This window comes from Rhizobium sp. 18055 (assembly GCF_902706285.1).
Taxonomy (GTDB): domain Bacteria; phylum Pseudomonadota; class Alphaproteobacteria; order Rhizobiales; family Rhizobiaceae; genus Rhizobium.
This window is the reverse complement of sequence record NZ_CACSKD010000016.1, coordinates 49,082-67,674: the sequence shown is the minus strand read 5'-3', so window position 1 is coordinate 67,674 and position 18,593 is coordinate 49,082. Positions and strand designations below refer to the sequence as shown.

At 61.9% G+C, this 18,593-nt stretch carries 15 protein-coding genes and 1 other RNA gene; 6 read left to right on the top strand and 10 right to left on the bottom strand.

Features of this window, described 5'->3' with window-relative positions; genetic code table 11:
* Positions 1 to 3: 3 nt before the first annotated feature.
* The 6 genes from GVL52_RS22910 to GVL52_RS22885 all read right to left on the bottom strand — a co-directional run bounded on the left by GVL52_RS22910 (position 4) and on the right by GVL52_RS22885 (position 8,594).
* On the bottom strand, positions 4 to 1,386 hold the full coding sequence (locus tag GVL52_RS22910) for a virulence factor family protein (RefSeq protein ID WP_160011336.1): 1,383 nt from the start codon (positions 1,384 to 1,386) through the stop codon (positions 4 to 6).
* A complete protein-coding gene (gene mprF, locus GVL52_RS22905; protein WP_160011335.1) occupies positions 1,383 to 3,986 on the bottom strand; it encodes a bifunctional lysylphosphatidylglycerol flippase/synthetase MprF in 2,604 nt (867 codons plus the stop codon). Before mprF ends, GVL52_RS22910 begins: the two co-directional genes overlap by 4 nt.
* 245 nt (positions 3,987 to 4,231) lie before the next feature.
* Complete coding sequence (locus GVL52_RS22900) at positions 4,232 to 6,358, bottom strand: mechanosensitive ion channel family protein (protein WP_160011334.1); 2,127 nt, start codon at positions 6,356 to 6,358, stop codon at positions 4,232 to 4,234.
* A gap of 106 nt (positions 6,359 to 6,464) precedes the next feature.
* Positions 6,465 to 7,484: a phosphogluconate dehydrogenase (NAD(+)-dependent, decarboxylating) gene (gene gnd, locus GVL52_RS22895; protein WP_160011333.1), complete on the bottom strand. Its 1,020-nt coding sequence runs from the start codon at positions 7,482 to 7,484 to the stop codon at positions 6,465 to 6,467.
* A gap of 223 nt (positions 7,485 to 7,707) precedes the next feature.
* Positions 7,708 to 8,295 carry a YigZ family protein gene (locus tag GVL52_RS22890; protein ID WP_160011332.1) on the bottom strand — a complete coding sequence of 196 codons (588 nt, stop codon included), beginning with the start codon at positions 8,293 to 8,295 and terminating at the stop codon, positions 7,708 to 7,710.
* A gap of 155 nt (positions 8,296 to 8,450) precedes the next feature.
* A complete protein-coding gene (locus GVL52_RS22885; RefSeq protein WP_160011331.1) occupies positions 8,451 to 8,594 on the bottom strand; it encodes a DUF1127 domain-containing protein in 144 nt (47 codons plus the stop codon).
* Between the two features lie 616 nt (positions 8,595 to 9,210).
* Here GVL52_RS22885 and GVL52_RS22880 point away from each other — a divergent pair.
* Positions 9,211 to 9,666, top strand: a complete 456-nt coding sequence (locus GVL52_RS22880; protein WP_160011330.1) for a hypothetical protein — start codon at positions 9,211 to 9,213, stop codon at positions 9,664 to 9,666.
* A gap of 75 nt (positions 9,667 to 9,741) precedes the next feature.
* Here GVL52_RS22880 and GVL52_RS22875 read toward each other — a convergent pair whose 3' ends face one another.
* From GVL52_RS22875 to GVL52_RS22860, 4 genes are all read right to left on the bottom strand, one after another.
* Complete coding sequence (locus GVL52_RS22875) at positions 9,742 to 10,926, bottom strand: GGDEF domain-containing protein (RefSeq protein ID WP_160011329.1); 1,185 nt, start codon at positions 10,924 to 10,926, stop codon at positions 9,742 to 9,744.
* 316 nt (positions 10,927 to 11,242) lie between these two features.
* Positions 11,243 to 11,401, bottom strand: a non-coding RNA gene (gene ssrS / locus GVL52_RS22870) — 6S RNA.
* Positions 11,402 to 11,498: 97 nt separating this feature from the next.
* The gene (locus tag GVL52_RS22865) at positions 11,499 to 11,876 is read right to left on the bottom strand and encodes a cell division protein ZapA (RefSeq protein WP_160011327.1); all 378 of its coding nucleotides are present in this window, start codon (positions 11,874 to 11,876) and stop codon (positions 11,499 to 11,501) included.
* Positions 11,877 to 11,891: 15 nt separating this feature from the next.
* On the bottom strand, positions 11,892 to 12,167 hold the full coding sequence (locus GVL52_RS22860; protein ID WP_160011325.1) for a DUF4164 domain-containing protein: 276 nt from the start codon (positions 12,165 to 12,167) through the stop codon (positions 11,892 to 11,894).
* 334 nt (positions 12,168 to 12,501) lie between these two features.
* On the opposite strand from GVL52_RS22860, the gene tkt reads away from it, so the two are divergent.
* From tkt to GVL52_RS22835, 5 genes are all read left to right on the top strand, one after another.
* Positions 12,502 to 14,475 (top strand): transketolase, encoded by a 1,974-nt coding sequence (gene tkt / locus GVL52_RS22855; RefSeq protein WP_160011323.1) that lies wholly within the window; start codon positions 12,502 to 12,504, stop codon positions 14,473 to 14,475.
* Between the two features lie 71 nt (positions 14,476 to 14,546).
* Positions 14,547 to 15,557, top strand: a complete 1,011-nt coding sequence (gene gap, locus GVL52_RS22850) for a type I glyceraldehyde-3-phosphate dehydrogenase (protein WP_160011321.1) — start codon at positions 14,547 to 14,549, stop codon at positions 15,555 to 15,557.
* Positions 15,558 to 15,745: 188 nt separating this feature from the next.
* Complete coding sequence (locus tag GVL52_RS22845; protein ID WP_160011319.1) at positions 15,746 to 15,889, top strand: hypothetical protein; 144 nt, start codon at positions 15,746 to 15,748, stop codon at positions 15,887 to 15,889.
* A 94-nt stretch (positions 15,890 to 15,983) separates the two neighbouring features.
* Complete coding sequence (locus GVL52_RS22840; protein ID WP_160011317.1) at positions 15,984 to 16,298, top strand: hypothetical protein; 315 nt, start codon at positions 15,984 to 15,986, stop codon at positions 16,296 to 16,298.
* 383 nt (positions 16,299 to 16,681) lie between these two features.
* Complete coding sequence (locus GVL52_RS22835) at positions 16,682 to 18,532, top strand: potassium/proton antiporter (protein ID WP_160011315.1); 1,851 nt, start codon at positions 16,682 to 16,684, stop codon at positions 18,530 to 18,532.
* Positions 18,533 to 18,593: the final 61 nt, after the last annotated feature.

Sequence of the window (18,593 nt, the reverse complement as noted above, 5' to 3'; positions counted from 1 at the left end):
GCGTCAGTCCTGCAGCCGCGACTTCAACCCATCGACGATGGTCTTGGTCAGAAGCTCGTAATTCTCGTCGAAGTGATGATCTCCGGCGAGCGCGATGACCTGGACGCCGCTGTCCTTCAGGTCGGGACAAGCAACTTCGTCGTCGTCTTCCTTGCCATAGATGCACTGCACGAGCTTCGGATCGACGGTCTTCAGGTCGTTGACCGGATCGCCGCCTGCTCCTTCGGTCTTGGCGCCGAGCCAGCCCATCACCGAGATCTGGTAATCGACCTCATGCGACAGCGACAGCAGCGAAATCTGCGCGACCGCGCTCTTCGGCGCCGCCTTCAGCTTGGTGAACGCAGCCGGCACCACGTCGGCACCGAAGGAATAGCCGACCAGAAGCACATGCTTGACCTTCCACTGCTTGCGGTAGAGCTCGATGATCCGGCCGAGATCGTCGGCCGTTTCCTGCGGCTTGCGCTCCGACCAGAAGTAGTGGAGCGAGTCGATGCCGACGACAGGAATGCCCTGCTTCTGCAGCGCTGCCCCGACTTCCTTGTCGATATCACGCCAGCCGCCATCGCCCGAGTAGATCACCGCCATCGTGTCGAAGGCAGGCTTGGCGTCAAGGATGGTGAGCGGCAGGCCAAGCGGATTGTCGGCGGCAGCCGATGCGGCGACCAGCTCGTCGAGCGTGTCGCTGAGCGTGGTCTGCGCATCGTCGCTGGCATCGCGGATATCGATGTCGGAGTGCGCCTTCTTCAGCTCGTCCACATGCGCGCGACCGTCCTTGCTGGCAGCCGCGGTGAAGGCGGCGATGACAGGGTTCGGCAGGGCGATATCGCTGAGGCCGTAGATCATCCGGTCGCCGACGGTCTGCTTCTTGGCCGGCGTGCAGAGTTCCTGAGTCAGCGGAATGCCGGCGAGCGGGTCGATCGCCAGCGTCTGACCGATGGTGGCATCCGGCGTCTGCGCCGCAATCGCCAGCGCCAGCGCCCCGCCCTCGCCGACACCGGCAATGATCGGCAGGTGATAGGGGCTATTGCCGGCGGCGCGCTGCACCTGCTGGCTGAGCGACTCGATGTCGGATACCAGATAGACGCAGCCGTCATTCTCGCTGACGTCATACTTCCGGAGCGCATCGATGTAGGACGGAAAATCGACGCCGATCACGACGCTGCCCTCGGCAACCAGCTTGTCGGCCTCGGCCTTTTCATTGTCGCCCCAGCCGGCGGCGTCCGAAATCAGCATGACCGCACCCTTCACGCCACCTTCGGGAAGGAAGATGTGTGGCGAGGGAATGAGCCCGGTTTCGAATGTCTGTGTTGTTTCGATTGCGGCATAGGCCGCAGGTGCTGCCAGCGACAAGGCGCAGGCGGCGGCCAGTAGGTATCTTTTCATCATTTCCTCACGACCCCTTTCAATCCGCCGCCGATCAGGAGCGTTGCGTCCATCAATGCGATCATCGGATTGCCTCCTCCGGATACCGCAAGATAGCGCGGATGCCATTGCGGGTGAAACTTGGACTTGAAGGCCCGAAGGCCCTTGAAGTTGTAGAACCGCTCGCCGTGCTCGAACACGGTGCTGCCGATGCGGTCCCAGACCGGGGCTGCCTCGCGCTTCGACATGCCCGAAAGCGGCGCCATGCCGAGGTTGAAATGCGAGAAACCCTCGTTGCGCAGATACTCCATGATCTGCACGAACAGGAAGTCCATCGATCCCTTCGGCGCATCCGGCGAGAAGCGCATCAGGTCGATGGTCCCCTCGTCCTTGGCGCCGGTGATCAGGATGTTGGCAAAGGCAACGATCTTGCCCTCGAGCTTCAGGATGCCCACCGGCTGGGCGAGGATATAGTCGGGCTCGAAGGCGCCAAGCGAGAAACCCTTCTCCTTGGCATTATGATCGGCAAGCCAGGCATTGGAGACAGCTGCGAGCTCGTCCATCACGCCGGGCACGTTTTCAGGCGCAATCACCTCGAACGTCAGGCCGTCGCGCTGGGCGCGGCTGGCGGTCTGGCGCAGGTTCGCCCACTTGCCGCCCTTCATCTCGAAGGCCCCGAGATCAGACACTGCAAGCTCGCCGAGCTTGAAGGCCCTGAGGCCGGCATCGGCACAGTGCGACAGCAGCGCCGGAGAGATCTGGTAGAACACTGCGCGGCAGCCGGCAGCCCGTGCCGTCTCGACGAAGCGCCAGACAAGCTCCGGCATGGCGCTGCGATCACCGACCGGATCGAACAGCGCGATCCAGGAGCGCCCCTGGCGGCCGTACATGATGAAGGCATCGCCCTTTTCCGAAAACATCACGCTCTTGTCGCCCATGCGCACCAGATTGGCGTCGGCATAGCGCTGTCTCTCGACGATATCGACCGCGCGCGCCAGCGCGTCTTCGGAGGCAGGCTCCGGCTTGCCGGTTGCCGGGCGCAGCAGGCTGAACACGGCAATCGCCGTGGAGATGATGGTGATGCCGAGCACGGCGCGCAGACCGCGCGGCGCCTCCTCGGCAAATTCGAACTGCCACCAGAGCTCGTTGCTGTAATCGACGTCGCGATAGACGAACAGCAGGATGACGATGGCACCGATGCAGACCACCGCAATCGCCATCAGCCACGAGGCCGTCAGCGTCTGGGCAAGAAGCGAGGCGCGGCGGCGAAACAGCCGGCGACTGACGAACAGGCCGAAGATCAGGAAGCCGAGGAAGGACGCCTCGACCAGCGCCACCGCCTTCAGCAGCGATAGCATCAGCGCTGCGGCAGCGGAAAAGATCGAGATCCACCAGGCGCCGTCAAGCTTCTGGCCAAGACCGCGCGCGGCCACCACCAGCGCCAGGCCGGCAAGGCTGGAAAGAAAATGCGCGCCCTCGACGATCGGCAACGGCAGGTAGTTGGACAGGAATTCCAGGTTGGAATCCGGCGTCGGCGTGACGCTCGAAAAGATCAGCATGACGCCGAGCAGAAGCGCCAGCGTCGACAGCAGCTGCGGCATCAACCTTATGCCGATCCGGCGGAAGCCCGACGCGACAGGATGGTCGGCAAAACGGCGAAGCTCGGTCGCGGAGACGGCAAGGACAGCGAGCAGCAGCGGCACGACATGATAGATCAGGCGATAGAGCACCAGCGACCCGAGCACCGCATCGATATTCACCGCACTTCCGAGGGCCGCGATGATCACCGTTTCAAACACGCCGAGACCGGCCGGCACATGGCTGAGAACGCCGAGACCGACCGCGATCGCGTAGACCGCCAGGAATACGGGCCAGCTGATCGCCGTCTGCGGCAGCAGCACGTAGAGCACCGTGGCAGAGGCTGCGATATCGAAGGCGGCGACCAGGAACTGCCGCGACCATGTGGCCGAATCCGGTAGACGGACCGAGAACCGGCCGACACTGACCGAGCGGCCATTGCGGCCAAGCACCACGCCGGCAGCCAGCACCAGCACGATCGCGCCGCCGACGAGGCGCAGAACCCAGCTGCTGACGCTGATCAGTGGCGCAATTTCATCGGCAATCGCCAACAATGCGATCGAGCCGACGCCGGCAAGGCCGAGACCGAAGGCAACCGTGACGAAGGCGATGACGCGGCCGATATCCTCGGGCGTCAGGCCGAGCCTGGAATAGGCACGATAGCGAATGGCGCCGCCGCTGAGCGCGCCGAAACCGGCAGTGTTGCCGACCGCATAAGCGCTGAACGCGGTCAGCGCAACTTGCGGAAACGGCAGCTTCTTGCCGATATAGTCGATGGCGTTGACGTCATAGAACACCAGCGCCAGAAAGCTCAGCGCCGTGAAGAACAGCGCAAGCACGATCGAGCTGACCTTGGTATCGGCAAGCGCCTGCACCACGTCGTCGTAGCGCACCTCTGTGGTTAACTGCTCGATCGCGAAACCGACCATGCAGAAAACAGCGAGCGTCGCCACCGCCGCAAGATGGGTCCGGTATCGGCTGAAAAATCCGGCGACCGCGGATTCTTCCATTACTTCAATCTCTTCCAAATCGGCGTGCTTCGACATCTGTTACCGTCGTAAACTTCATATGGGCGGGAATCATGTTCTGAACATCTAACATAGCCGGCATGTAACTTCTTGAACGCAAGTCCCCGAATACATGACAACGCTACCCCAGCGCCGCTTGATGACGTCTGCTTCATCTTTAATTGGGGCATTTTTGGCGCGAACCTTGGGTTTGCGCATTGCATTTTGGCAGGGCCAGCGATCAACGACGGCCAATGGCCGCCGCAACCCTTCCGCCTTCCGACTTAAGCCGCAGGTTCGGCGCCCGGATCATGCTTCTGCACGGCAAACCGCGCCGCCGCCGCTTTCGCATCCGCGTCGCTATGCTCGCTGGAAACCTGCAGCGTCGGCACGGCAAATTCGATGCCGTTTTCCTTGAAGGCGGTTCGGATCATCGCCAGCGCATTGCGCCGGATGACGAACTGCTCGCCCGGCTTGGTCATCATCGCCAGCCGGATGACGATGGCGAACTCGCCGAACTGCTCGACCCCCTTCATCTTCAGCGTCTCGATGATGTGAGGCGCATAGTCGGGATTGTCGAGCAACTGCTGGCCGATCTGCTTGATCACCTTCTTGGCCAGCACCAGATCGGTGTTGTAGGTAACGTTGAGCGTGATCTTGTCGATCGTCCAGTCGCGGTTGAGGTTCTTCACCGCGCCAAGCTCGCCGAACGGCACGGTGGTCAGCGGTCCGCGATGGTGGCGCAGGCGCACCGAGCGCAGGCTGAAAGCTTCGACGACGCCCTTGTGGCTGCCGCTCTCGATATATTCACCGATCCGGAAAGCATCGTCCCAGAGATAGAACATGCCGCTGATCACATCCTTGACGATGGTCTGCGCTCCGAAGCCGACGGCAACGCCGACCACGCCGGCACCTGCGATCAGCGGCCCGATCTCGACGCCGAGCCCTGACAGCACCATCAGCACCGCAATCACGGCAATCACGACGGCAAGGATATTGCGGAAGATCGGCAGCAGCGTCTGCAGCCGCGCGCGGCGCGCCTTTTCCTCGTCATTGGCGGCCGTATCAAGCGGCGAATCCTCCAGGCGACCATTGATATAGGCCCGCGCCAGATGCCAGAGCAGGTCGGCCGCCAACAGGATGACGATGCCGCCGATCGAGCCGCGAACGATGCGATCGATCATGGTATCGCCAGCCGCCATCCGGTCCGCGGCAAAGCCGAGGACGCGACCGAGCCAGACCGCGGCAACGGTGATGATCGCCGCGCGCACGCCACGATCGAGCAGCACCGTGGCAATCCGGCGCTTGGCCAGGAACCCCGCTTCCGCCTGATGCAGCGACCGCACCGCAAGTGTCGCGACGCGCAGCGCCCGCGGCAGCAGCAGCAGATAGATACCCACCCACAGGACCAGATTGAGCCCGGCCACCCAGAGCAGCCAGAGCGTCAGGAAATAGATCGTCAGCAGCCAGGACGCGGTCGTGCTCTTCTGTCCGTTCTCGGCCGGGCGCGACCAGACCGCCTCGGTGGCGATCACGAGCAGGCCAAGCCCCAGCGTATAGGCGGCCAGATAGCGCGACCCGCCGGAAAAACCGAGCGGCAGCATCAGCTGGATCAATACCCAGCCGAAAACGAAATAGATGATGAAGATGGCGCTGCGGCGGAACCAGAACAGCGCCGTCGCCCGCGACACGTCGCGCTCTCCACCGACCCTTGGCAGCGTCACCAGCGCCACCAGCAACCGGCCGAACGAGATGGTGAAACGCGCGACCAGCAGCCCGATGGCAACGGCAATAGCAAAGGACTGGCTGATCGGCGGCCAGTTGAAGATCACCAGCGGCACGAGCGTGGCGACACCGAACACCAGCGCCGGCACCAGGCGGTAGACCAGATTGCTGGCCGCGTGATGCGCCACGGTGACGACCGCGCCGTCCTCCCGCCGGATGCGCGGCTTCGGCACGATTACCCGAAACAGCATCTCGGCCAACGGGCCGGCAAAAAACAGGGCGAGAAGCTCGAGCGTGACCAGCACCCAGCCGCTATGCTCGACGTCGCGCTCGACCAGCGCCGACGCCGTCTCGACCTCGGTGGGCAGGGCCATGGCAGCACCCGAAACCAGATCGAAATGCGTGCGCGCATGGCCAAGCAGCTCCGACAGCACCGACATCTGATCGGCGGACATGTCGCCGGCGCCAGCAGGGGCCGCCTGTGTCTGCGTCGTCATCCACTGCTTGACCGCAGGCGTTTCCATCAGCTGCATCATCTGCCGCACTTCGGCGGGCGGCGGTGCGGCAGATTGGGGTGGAGCCTGAGCCGGCACGGCTGTCTGTGCCGCGGCACTGCCGGCGCCCGTCACGACCAAAACAAGCAACAGGAACTGCCTCAGAACGCGCGCGCAAAAACCAAGCAACATCAACCGGCCCCTCCAGTATTTGCTCCACCTTATATTGACTTGTGCGAAAGAAAAGCCCGCGCAGCGTGCGGCTGCGCGGGCTTCATGTGCATTCGTGCGGAATGGTTTATTCCTTGGGCTTTTCGACGTGACCGCCGAAGCCGGCGCGCATCGCCGACAGCACCTTGTTGGCGAATTCGTCGTTGTCGCGCGAGGTGAAGCGGCCGTAGAGCGCAGCACTCAGAACCGGCGTCGGCACGCTTTCGTCAATCGCCGCCATGATCGTCCAGCGGCCTTCGCCGGAATCCGATACGCGGCCGGCATAGGCGCTGAGCGCCGGATCGGCATGCAGCGCGTCGGATGTCAGGTCGAGCAGCCAGGAGGTGATGACGCTGCCGCGGCGCCACACTTCGGCGACGTCCTGCAGATTGAAGTCGTACTGGTAGTGCTCAGGATGGGCGAGCGGCGCGGTTTCGGCATCCACCTCATGGCTGTCGGCACCGATATTGGCACGCTTGAGGATGTTCAGGCCTTCGGCATAGGCGGCCATCAGGCCGTATTCGATGCCGTTATGGACCATCTTGACGAAGTGGCCGGCACCGTGCGGGCCGCAATGCAGATAGCCCTGCTCGGCCGTGCTGCCCGGCTGCGCGGTGCGCTGGGCCGAAGGGGCAACGTCGCCAACGCCGGGTGCCAGCGACGCGAAGATCGGCGACAGCGACTGGACGATGGGCTTCTCGCCACCGATCATCAGGCAATAGCCGCGCTCGAGACCGAATACGCCGCCACTGGTGCCGACGTCGACATAATGCAGGCCCTTGGTGATGAGTTCGCCGCCACGGCGGATATCGTCGTGGTAATAGGAGTTGCCGCCGTCGATGATGATGTCGTCGCTGTCGAGCAGCGGCGCGATCTGGGCGATGACCTTGTCGGTGATCGCGGCCGGCAGCATCAGCCACACGGCGCGCGGGCGCGAGAGCTTCGAGATGAACTCTTCCAGCGAGGCACTGCCGATGGCGCCCTTGCCGACCAGATCGGTGACGTTTTCTGTCTTTGCGTCATAGACAACGCACTCATGGCCATCGCGCATCAAGCGCTGGACCATGTAGCTGCCCATACGGCCCAAACCAACCATGCCAAGCTGCATCTCATAATCTCCTGCGAATTGAGAATCTAATCGATATTATTGCGAATAACTACCACTCGCACTGCAGCAAGCAAGCGAAGTCTCCGTCACATTGCCGGGAACGTCAACGCATGCGGCTTCAGCCACGGCCAGAACCGCGGAGACACAGGGCATTCCGGCCGATTCGGAGGCCTGAAAAAATATCGCGATTGTCAATTGCCGCACTTGGCGCCCATCACGCGGCTCATTGCCGCAGCGCAACAACGACGCGTCCGCTGGTGGCATCGCTGAGCATGCGGGCAATCTCCGGCGCCTGCACCTCCGATATCGCCAGCGCCAGCCGGGCGCCAGCCTCCACAAAAACCTCGCTGAGGACGCGAACGCCGGGCGACGTCGCAAGCTTCGCCTTGACCAGCGCCAGATCCGAGAAATTCACCGCGATATCAGCCTCGACGGTCGCCACCAGCTCGACAAGCGCTGCCGCCCGCAGACAGATGGACGCCGTGCCGCCATAGGCGCGGATCAGCCCACCGGTTCCCAGAAGCACGCCGCCGAACCATCGGGTAACCACGACGGCGACGCTGTCCAGCGATTGCCCGTCGATCGCCTGCAGGATCGGCTTTCCGGCCGTACCGCTCGGCTCGCCGTCATCGTTGAAACGATAACTCTGCCCGATCCGCCACGCCCAGCAATTGTGATTGGCATCGGGATCGCCGTGTGCCGCCAGAAAATCCCTGGCGTCTTTTTCCGAGGCAACAGGCGCTGCCACCGCCCGAAACCGGCTCTTCTTGACGATCTGCTCTGATGTTTCGAGGCGGGTGAGTGCGAACATGCCATTGCCATATCGCCGCCACCCAGCGATCCGCAAGCAAAACCATCGCCCAAGGCACAGCGCCTGCACCCGGCCGCAAACGCAAAAACGCCCGCTGCGATCAGGCAACGGGCGTTTCAAGCATCGGCTGCTCGCAGGGAGCAGCAATAAAGGTGTTAGCGAGTGGCGTCGCGGGCAACGCGCTGGATGTCGCCACGGTCGATGCCGAGGTCGTGCAGTGCGCGGTTGGACATGCGGCCGAGTTCGGTAACCGTCTGACGATACTTGCGCCAGTTATTGAAGGAGCGTGCTACGTTCATGATGATCCCCTTTCCTAGGGCTTGCCAGCGCTAGGCAGCGTGTTTGCTGCCTGTGTCTCTCTGTTGATGTGAATATACGGATGAACACGCGGATCGAACAGCGCTAAAGCATCAACACACCAATGCGCAGAACGCATAGCTTAGGTAGCTATGCTCAATATTTTTGCGCTTAGAATAGACCGTAAACGTTTTATGCGGCACCGCAGCACCACCGCTGCGATGCCGGCGCTCCCGAGGACAAGCGAATTAGCAGATCATTAAACCGTTTTAAACAGTTGAAATTGGCGAAAATCGCCGAAATTTCAAGGATTTCAACATGCTCGCTGGCACGACCGAGCAAATTGCGCTCAGTGCATATGTCATTTCCATGAAGAAAGCCGGTGCGCGGGCGCGCCCGACCGCCCCCAATAATGGTTCGGACGCGGGGCTGAAACAGGGCCGGATCGCATTGTCAGCGCCGTCTCGATAGGTCAAAAGCCTGCCCGTCCCCAACCGCAGCGCGACAAGCCGCCCCCGGCACCGCCGCGACAGGTAAGCGACCGCCGGCCGATAGCGGACGACGACCGACAATAAATTGGAAGCCGACGCAGACAATATCTGCGCAACAAGGAATGACATGAAGAAGACCCTGATCGCCGCAGCCGCCCTCGCCGCCCTGCTCTGCGGCACCGCAGCCCATGCCGGCGATTTCGCCATCACCCCGATGAAAGATGGCGACACCTTCATCGGCTGCCTGGCGCAGAACACCACGGCTGGCCTGGGCTACCTTGCCGTCGGCGACAAGCTGGCGCTGTTTGCCAACACCGACAAGTTCGCCATTGCCAAGGGCGACCAGGTCAAGGGCACATGGTCGGTCGATGGCGGCACCGCGGCCGATTTCTCCGCCACCGCCGATAGCGACCACACGGCGACGATCGACGTCCCGAACGCATCGGAATCCGTCGTGGCGCTGACCACCGGCAAGGAACTGACCATCAAGGCAAACGGCACCGAGGCGACCCTGCCGCTCGAAGGCACCGAAGAAGCCTTCACCGAACTGATGGCCTGCATGCAGTCGCAGGGCGCCGAATAAGCCATCGGCGGGGCGCAGTCACCTATTCAAGGCGCCCCGCCCGACCGCATGCCTCGCGCAGTGCGCAATAAGTGGCTAAGCCACCAGCGTATTTGGCTGTAGCCCGTTGCCCGGCGCGACATTGTTTCTGCCCCTGCGTTTTGCTTCGTAGAGCGCATCGTCGGCATTTTGCAACAGCTTTTCAAACGTCATGTCGCCAGGTTGCGCCGAAGCCACGCCCAGACTTGCTGTCACGCAGCCGATCTCGATTCCGCAGTGGCGCAAGGCAAGGTTCTCTATCGCCGTGCGTATCCGCTCCGCCATTGCCACCACCTGCAGGGGCTCGAGTCCGTTCGACAGCACCAGTATTTCCTCGCCACCAAAGCGGAACACCAGATAGGCGTCACCAACCGTATCGCGGATACAATCTGAGACGGAGCGTATGCAGGCATCCCCTTCGATATGGCTATGCACGTCGTTGAACCGCTTGAAATGATCGATGTCGAGCAGGATCGCGGAGACGACCGGCTGGGCGGCCGCATCGTTCCATATCGCATCGCTGATCCGCGCCAGCGAGCGCCGGTTCAACAATCCCGTCAGTTCGTCGCGATCGGCGTTGTCTTCAAGCTGCCGATAAAGAAGGCTGCCCCGCAACTGGTTGAGAAAATTCCGCCGATCCGTCCGTTCCAGGAAATAGGCGCTGACCGCCAGGAAGATCGACAGGGTCAGATAGAATGTAACGATGCCGGCATAGGTGACTGCATCAAAGGCGCCGGTCATCCGCGCTGTTGTGAAATGTGCCGCGCACATCAGTGCCAGTCCGACGAGCACCGCCGGGAAACGCGGCCGGAGCGCGATGACGAAGAATAGGAAGGCTGCGGAATTGTAATTCTGATAGACAAGAAGATAAGGGCTCGCGCTATTCGTGGCAGCAGCCATCGGCAAGGTGACGCCCATCACGGCGACGACAACGGCCAGAAGATCGTAAAGTCGTGCGTTAGGCCAGCGGCGTACGGCCAGCGCACAGCCGATCACCAGCGGTGTGAACATCAGGAAGCGAACCGCGACAAGCTCCTCAAGCACATCCGGCACCATCGCACGATCCCCGAAATAGACCAGATCGTAGATGAGCACGCCGACCACGCCCCAGATCGCGATGAGCCGTACTCTTGCTGCAACGTAGTCTTTCCGGAACAGTGCCTCTATGTCAGGCGTGAAGCGAAGAGGTCTGAAGCCGCGTGCGATCTCGCCCTCCACTTGCTCCAGCGTCACAATGGTCATGGCAATACTCCGGCTCTAAAAATTCTCAGCTCTAAAATCGTCTTTAAAACTGCGCCAGAAAGCTGAATATTGGTCTAAAATCGGGATGGTAATTTTCAGCAGTAGCCAGAACGCTTGTGCAACGGGAATGCCGAGCTTTCAGTTCGACGTCATCGGCCTCGGTGAACCGACGAAAAGAGATTGACCTGGACCGATCCCAGACCGGGCGGATGCCGGTCCGATGGCAAGGTCCTGCAGACGACATGGTTGTCAATGTCCGCATCTGTCCACCGCCAAATATCGGGGGCAGCAGCTATAGATCAAAGCAGAGATTGAAGTGCGATCCGCGGCAACCGGTGGATTTTTACGATCCTGGGTGCCTACAAACGTAGGTGGGCGCCATATGTCCAAGCCCACGGGCCTGGCCAGGGACAGCTCCCTTTGGATCGAGTATGGCCCCAGGGATTGTGGTTCCTGTCGAGAGGCGCAGATCGCAACTGCTATATAAGGCTGATCGATGGGCGACGCCAGAGGGGGACGCCCCAGGTCCCTGATTTAATTGAGCGGGACGTTCATGTGTCTTTGTCCAAGCTTCAGTTCAGCGCCGCCGGCGCCCGGCCGTTCAGCTTGTCGGTAATCCCCCGCAGCTGGCCGCTGACCTCGACGATCGCTGCCGCAATGCTCTCTTCCGTCCGCGTCGTTGCCGCCAGCGCCGTGTCGCGATTGCTGCGCAGGCTGTCGAGCTCGCTCTCCAGGCTGGCCACGCGTCGCGTCAGTTCCGAGATCTCGTCGGTGATCATGATCCCGGCCATCACGGTGATCCGGAGATCGCCGATTTCGCCGAACTGATCCTTGAGATGGCCGACATAGCGGTCGAAGCGGGTGGCGAGATCGGTCAGGTGATCTTCCTGCCCTTCCTCGCAGGCCATGCGATAGGCCTTGCCGTCGATCGTTACCGTTACCTGCGCCATATCAAATGCCTTTCACTAGCGGTCGAGAACCGCTCGGATCGTCTCCATCGCCGTCACCAGCCGCCGCGACACCTCGCGATTGACCTCTTCCAGCCGGTTGGCGCGGAATTCGGCCTGGTCGAGCTCCTGCGCCAGCTTCGAGCGATCGGCATGCACGCGGCGTACCTCGCCCTCGATCTCTCCGGTTTCGCGCTGGCGGTCGAGCCTGGCGTCAACGGCGTTGTCGAGGCCGGAAATCGCCTGTCTGAGCTCCGCGAGCGCTGCATCGATGGTTTTGTCTGTGGACGTCATGTCTCTTCCGGTTCCCCGCCAAGACCCGCGAATCGGCAAGAACGGCCGACGCGATGTTTTCAAAAGGATAGGCAGCTCGCCAACTGCCCGTCAATAAAGGCCACAGGGCGGCAGGTGACCTATTCTGTGGATGACTGAAATCAATGGGGTCGAGCCCTGCCTTTCAACTTTTGTTAAAATCACTGGTCAAATGTCAAAAATCGTCGTTCGGCGGCTCTAATAGGCCTTCAATTTATTGACTTGGCCGTTCCAACTGGTATGTGTCAGCCGCTCTCATTGATGGTCTCCGCAGGCTTGAGGCCATCCCCCGACACCCGGAACATGCGGAATAGCGATGATCTCTCCTGAACAACACGACCGGATGGCAAATGCGATCCGTTTCCTCGCAATGGATGCTGTCGAAAAGGCGAATTCCGGACATCCGGGCATGCCGATGGGTATGGCCGATGTCGCAACCGTCCTGTTCTCGAAGTATCTGAAGTTTGACCCGAAGAAGCCGCATTGGCCAGACCGCGACCGCTTCGTGCTGTCCGCCGGCCACGGCTCGATGCTGCTTTACTCGCTGCTTTACCTAACCGGCTACCCTGACATGACGGTCGAAGACCTGAAGCAGTTCCGTCAGCTCGGTTCGAAGACCGCCGGCCATCCGGAATACGGTCATGCCACCGGCATCGAAACCACCACCGGCCCACTCGGCCAGGGCATTGCCAATGCCGTCGGCATGGCGATCGCCGAGCGCAAGCTGAACCAGGAGTTCGGTTCCGAGCTGCAGGATCACTACACCTATGCCATCTGCGGCGACGGCTGCCTGATGGAAGGCATCAGCCACGAGGCGATCGCGCTTGCCGGTCACTTGAAGCTGAACAAGCTGGTTCTCTTCTGGGACAACAACTCGATCACCATCGACGGCGCCGTGTCCCTGTCGGATTCGACCGACCAGGTCATGCGCTTCAAGGCTGTTCACTGGAACACCATTGAAGTCGATGGCCACGACCAGGCAGCGATTGCTGCTGCCATCGAAGAAGCCCACAAGTCCGACCGCCCGACCTTCATTGCCTGCAAGACGATCATCGGCTTTGGCGCACCGAACAAACAGGGCACCCACAAGGTCCACGGCAACCCGCTCGGCGCCGACGAAATCGCTGCCGCCCGCAAGTCGCTGAACTGGGAATACGAACCCTTCGTCGTTCCCTCTGACGTTCTCGACGCATGGCGCGTTGCCGGCACCCGTTCGGAAAGCGTCGTCAAGGCCTGGGAAGCAGGTCTCGCCAAGGCATCGGCCAGGGACGAGTTCTCGCGCCGCATGGCCGGCGACCTGCCTGCAGGCTTCGACGCCGCCATCAGCGACTACAAGAAGAAGCTGATCGAAACCAAGCCGACCATTGCCACCCGCAAGGCATCGGAAGATGCGCTTGAGGTCATCAACGGCTTCCTGCCGGAAACGCTGGGCGGCTCCGCCGACCTGACGCCGTCGAACAACACCAAGACCAGCCAGATGCATTCGATCACGCCGACGGATTTCGCCGGCCGCTACATGCACTGGGGCATTCGCGAGCACGGCATGGCATCGGCCATGAACGGCATCACGCTGCACGGCGGCCTGATCCCTTACGGCGGCGGCTTCATGATCTTCTCGGATTATTGCCGCCCTCCGATCCGCCTTGCTTCGCTGATGGGCATCCGCGTCATCCACGTTCTGACGCATGACTCGATCGGCGTCGGCGAAGACGGTCCGACCCACCAGCCGGTCGAACAGATGGCCAGCCTGCGCGCTGTCCCGAACCTGATGATGTTCCGCCCTGCCGACGCCACCGAAACGGCCGAGTGCTGGCAGATCGCCATCAAGACCAAGAACCGCCCGTCCGGCCTGGCGCTCACCCGCCAGAACCTGGCACCGGCCCGCACCGAATACAGCGAGAAGAACCTGTGCGAACAGGGCGCCTACACGCTGGCCGGCAACGCCGACGCCAAGGTGACGATCTTCGCTTCGGGCTCCGAAGTCGAACTCGCAGTGGCAGCCCGTGCGGTTCTCGAAGGCAAGGGCGTTTCCGTCCGCGTCGTCTCGGTTCCATCGACCGAACTGTTCTTCGAACAGCCGGACGCCTACCGCGCCGAAGTCATCGGCACCTCGCCGGTCAAGATCGCCGTCGAAGCCGCCGTTCGCGAAGGCTGGGATGCGTTCATCGGCCCTGAAGGCACCTTCGTCGGCATGAAGGGCTTCGGCGCTTCGGGTCCGGCCAAGGAAGTCTTCAAGCAGTTCGGCATCACCACAGACGCCGTGGTCGCCGCTGCAGAAGCCAAGCTTTGATCTGATTTCGGGAGCGCCCCCGGGCGCTCCTCATTCCATAACGCAAGCCCTACGTATCGGGAGTGAAACATATGACTGTAAAGGTTGCCATTAACGGCTTCGGCCGCATCGGCCGCAACGTTCTCCGCGCCATCGTCGAATCCGGTCGCACCGACATCGAAGTCGTTGCCATCAACGACCTCGGCCCTGTCGAAACCAACGCCCACCTGCTGCGCTACGATTCGATCCACGGCAAGTTCCCGGCATCGGTCAAGGTCGAAGGCGACACCATCATCGTCGGCGGCGGCAAGCCGATCAAGGTTACCGCGATCAAGGATCCGGCCACCCTGCCGCACAAGGAACTCGGCGTCGATATCGCGATGGAATGCACCGGCATTTTCACCACGCGTGACAAGGCTGCTGCCCACCTGACCGCCGGCGCCAAGCGCGTCATCGTTTCGGCACCTGCCGATGGCGCTGACCTGACCGTCGTCTTCGGCGTCAACCACGATCAGCTGACCAAGGACCACCTGGTCATCTCCAACGCCTCCTGCACGACGAACTGCCTCGTGCCGGTCGTCAAGGTTCTCGACGACGCCGTCGGCATCGATCATGGCTTCATGACCACGATCCACTCCTACACGGGTGACCAGCCGACGCTCGACACCATGCACAAGGATCTCTACCGCGCCCGCGCTGCGGCTCTGTCGATGATCCCGACCTCGACCGGCGCTGCCAAGGCCGTCGGCCTCGTGCTGCCGCACCTCAAGGGCAAGCTCGACGGCACCTCGATCCGCGTTCCGACCCCGAACGTCTCGGTCGTCGACTTCAAGTTCGTTGCAAAGCGCGACACGACGGTTGCCGAAATCAACGAAGCCATCAAGGCTGCCGGCGACGGCAAGCTCAAGGGCATCCTCGGCTACACCGACGAGCCGCTGGTCTCCCGCGACTTCAACCATGACAGCCATTCGTCGATCTTCGCCTTCGACCAGACCAAGGTTCTGGAAGGCAAGTTCGTGCGCATCCTGACCTGGTACGACAACGAATGGGGCTTCTCCAGCCGCATGTCGGACACTGCTGTCGCCTACGCCAAGACCATCTAGGATCTTCGCGACTGGAATTCGGAAAGCGGCTCGGGAAACCGGGCCGCTTTTCGTTTGGGCGATCGGCATGGCTACGCTGCCCTGCTCATCTCCTGCTTGCGGGCATACGGCAAAATGCGGTAGATTTGGCCTATACCGCGGCGCTACCGCATGAAAAAAGCCGGATCAACAACTGGCGGACCCACCCCATGAAAATGCTGATGATGGCCCTCATTCTGATCATGATCGCCGGCGTGCTCAGCATGACGCTGGTGGGTGGGCGCGGCTCCAAGCAGATCGCCAAGGGCCAGCCGCTGCTGGCGTCCTCATCGCAGGTGATGGGACCGCGATAATCGGACGGTCAGCGCGATAGGGCTAGCGCCATGCGGCCGATCACCGTACTATTTGAGACGAAGCGCATAAGACTGAGAAGCGAAAGAGAATTTGATGGACTACTTTACGATCGAGATCGGCGGCAGTGCCGTCGCGTGTTTCCGTTCGGAGAACGACGAAGACGCCCAGCACTTCTTCGAGGCCGACGATTTCCGCGAGGATCTGACCGTCCTGCAGACGCAGGGCAAGCCCGTCTGGGATGGCGTCACCGCAATCACCTTGCGCAAGGCGACCGCCGACGAGGCGAGCGAAGTCGAACACGCCTATGAATTCGATGACGACCCCGCGCGCACCATCGATGACGAATTCGTGGTCTTCCTGATCCCGATTTCCGATATGAATGAGGACGATAGCGACGCCGAGGCGTAATGCCGCACCAACCGCTCAAGGCCGAAATCGGCTGAATGGGCGGGCTTTTGGCGGCGCTGCGGGTCCTGTGCCCGTTGCGCCGGAATGAATGTGCAAGAAAAGGACAGGGCAGCGATTTCTTGCCCTGCTCTCGCCTGATTTGACCCTACACTTTACGTGGGATCGTTCTCCAACCGTTCATTCGATTTGCCGTCGGGCAGACCACTCAGCAGCATGATGCCGCGAAGCGCAGGGATAGTCCTTCGGGTCTGCCCTTCCCTTGGATTTTGCCGTTTACCGGCAGGCATCGGACGAGAACCGGAGAGATGGGACGATAATTTAAAGCAGCTGCAATCGACGGGGGGCGACATTGCAGCGATTGATTTTGCATAAGGGGTTTGGGCATGGAAGCATTCTACATCGTCGTACTGGTCTCGACGGCGCTCGTGCTTCTTGCGGCTTTCTCCAGCCTGCTCGCATTCCGCTTCGGTGCACCCCTGCTGCTGCTGTTCCTGGGGATCGGCCTGCTCGCCGGCACCGACGGCCTCGGCATCGAATTCACCAATAACTATCTCGCCTATATCCTCGGCTCGATCGCGCTTGCCGTCGTCCTGTTCGATTCCGGCTTCGGCACGTCGGTGCAGTCCTTCAAGCTCGCCGCCGTCCCGTCGATCACGCTCGCCTCCGTCGGCGTACTGATGACCGCATCGCTGTTTGCCCTCGCCGCCATGTGGCTGCTCAATTTTACCTGGCTCGAAGGCATGCTGCTCGGCTCCATCGTCGCCTCGACGGATGCCGCCGCCGTGTTCTTCCTGTTGCGCATCGGCGGCATCAACATCCGCGACAAGGTGCGCTCGACGCTGGAAGTGGAATCCGGCACCAACGACCCGATGGCGATCTTCCTCACCATCGCCCTGGTTGAGGTACTGGCATCCGGCGAACGCTACCACGGCATCAACATCGGCATGCTCGCCATGTTCGTGCAGCAGATGGGCCTCGGCGTCATTCTCGGCCTGCTTGGCGGCATGATGATCGTGCTGATCGTCGGCCGGCTGGAGACCGACCGCGGCCTCACCCCGATCTTCGTGCTGGCGCTGGCGCTACTGGTCTTCTCGTTCACCGGCGCGGTCGGCGGCAGCGGCTTTCTCGCGGTCTACGTCGCCGGCATCTATGCCGGCAATCGCAAGCTGCCCGGCTATGCCTCGATCAAGCGTTTTCAGGATGGTCTGACCTGGCTGGCGCAGATCATCATGTTCCTGGTCCTCGGTCTCCTGGCGACGCCATCGCAATTCCCCGCCATCGCCATCCCCGCGGTGCTGCTTGCCCTCTTCCTGATCTTCATCGCCCGGCCGCTGGCCGTCTGGCTGTCGCTGCTGCCCTATGATTACACCCAGCAGGAAATCGGCTTCGTCGCCTGGGTCGGCCTGCGCGGCGCAGTCTCCATCCTGCTCGCCATCATGCCGATCCTCGGCGGCCTGGAAAACGGTCAGGTCTATTTCAACACCGCCTTCATCATCGTGCTCGTCTCGCTGCTGGTGCAGGGCTGGACCATCAAGCCGGTCGCCAAGAAACTCGGCCTGATCATTCCGCCGCGCATGGGCGCGGTCGACAAGGTCGAGGTCGATCTGCCCGGTGCCGCCAACCACGAACTCCTCTCCTACCGCGTCATCAAGGACAGCCCGATCCTGCGCGGCGAGCGCATTCCCCGCTGGGCGACCCCGTCGCTGGTCATCCGCGACGGCAAGTCGATGCGCTACCAGTATGCCGGGCGCTTGCGAGAACACGACCTCGTCTATCTCTTCATCGCCCCCTCCTATTCCCGCCTGCTCGACAAGCTTTTCGCCAGCCGTGTGCCGGTCGAGGAGGACGACGCCGATTTCTTCGGTGCCTTCGCGCTCTCGCCAAGCCGCCCCGCCACCGATCTCGATGCCGCTTATGGCCCCGGCTTGCTCAACGAAAACGAGAAAGGCCTGACCATTGCCGAGCTGATGAAGCAGCGCCTCGGCGGCAAGGCCGAATATGCCGACCGCGTGCGCCTGGGCTCGATCATCCTGATCGTCCGCGACCTCGACGATCACGACCACATCCGCTCCGTCGGCATGTCGCTCGAGGCCGTCGAGCCGGCGGTGACGCTGCCGATCTTCATCAATCTACACGACATCATCGACCGCGTGCGGGAGCGCTTCAAGGGCCGCAAGAGCAGGGAAGCGGCGGCCACTGCAGCAGCGACGAAAGCCGATGAAAACCCGCGCTGAACGCCTTGCGTCCGCGATGATCCTTGCTATGGTCCCCGCATCTTTTCAGGTGAAAAACGAA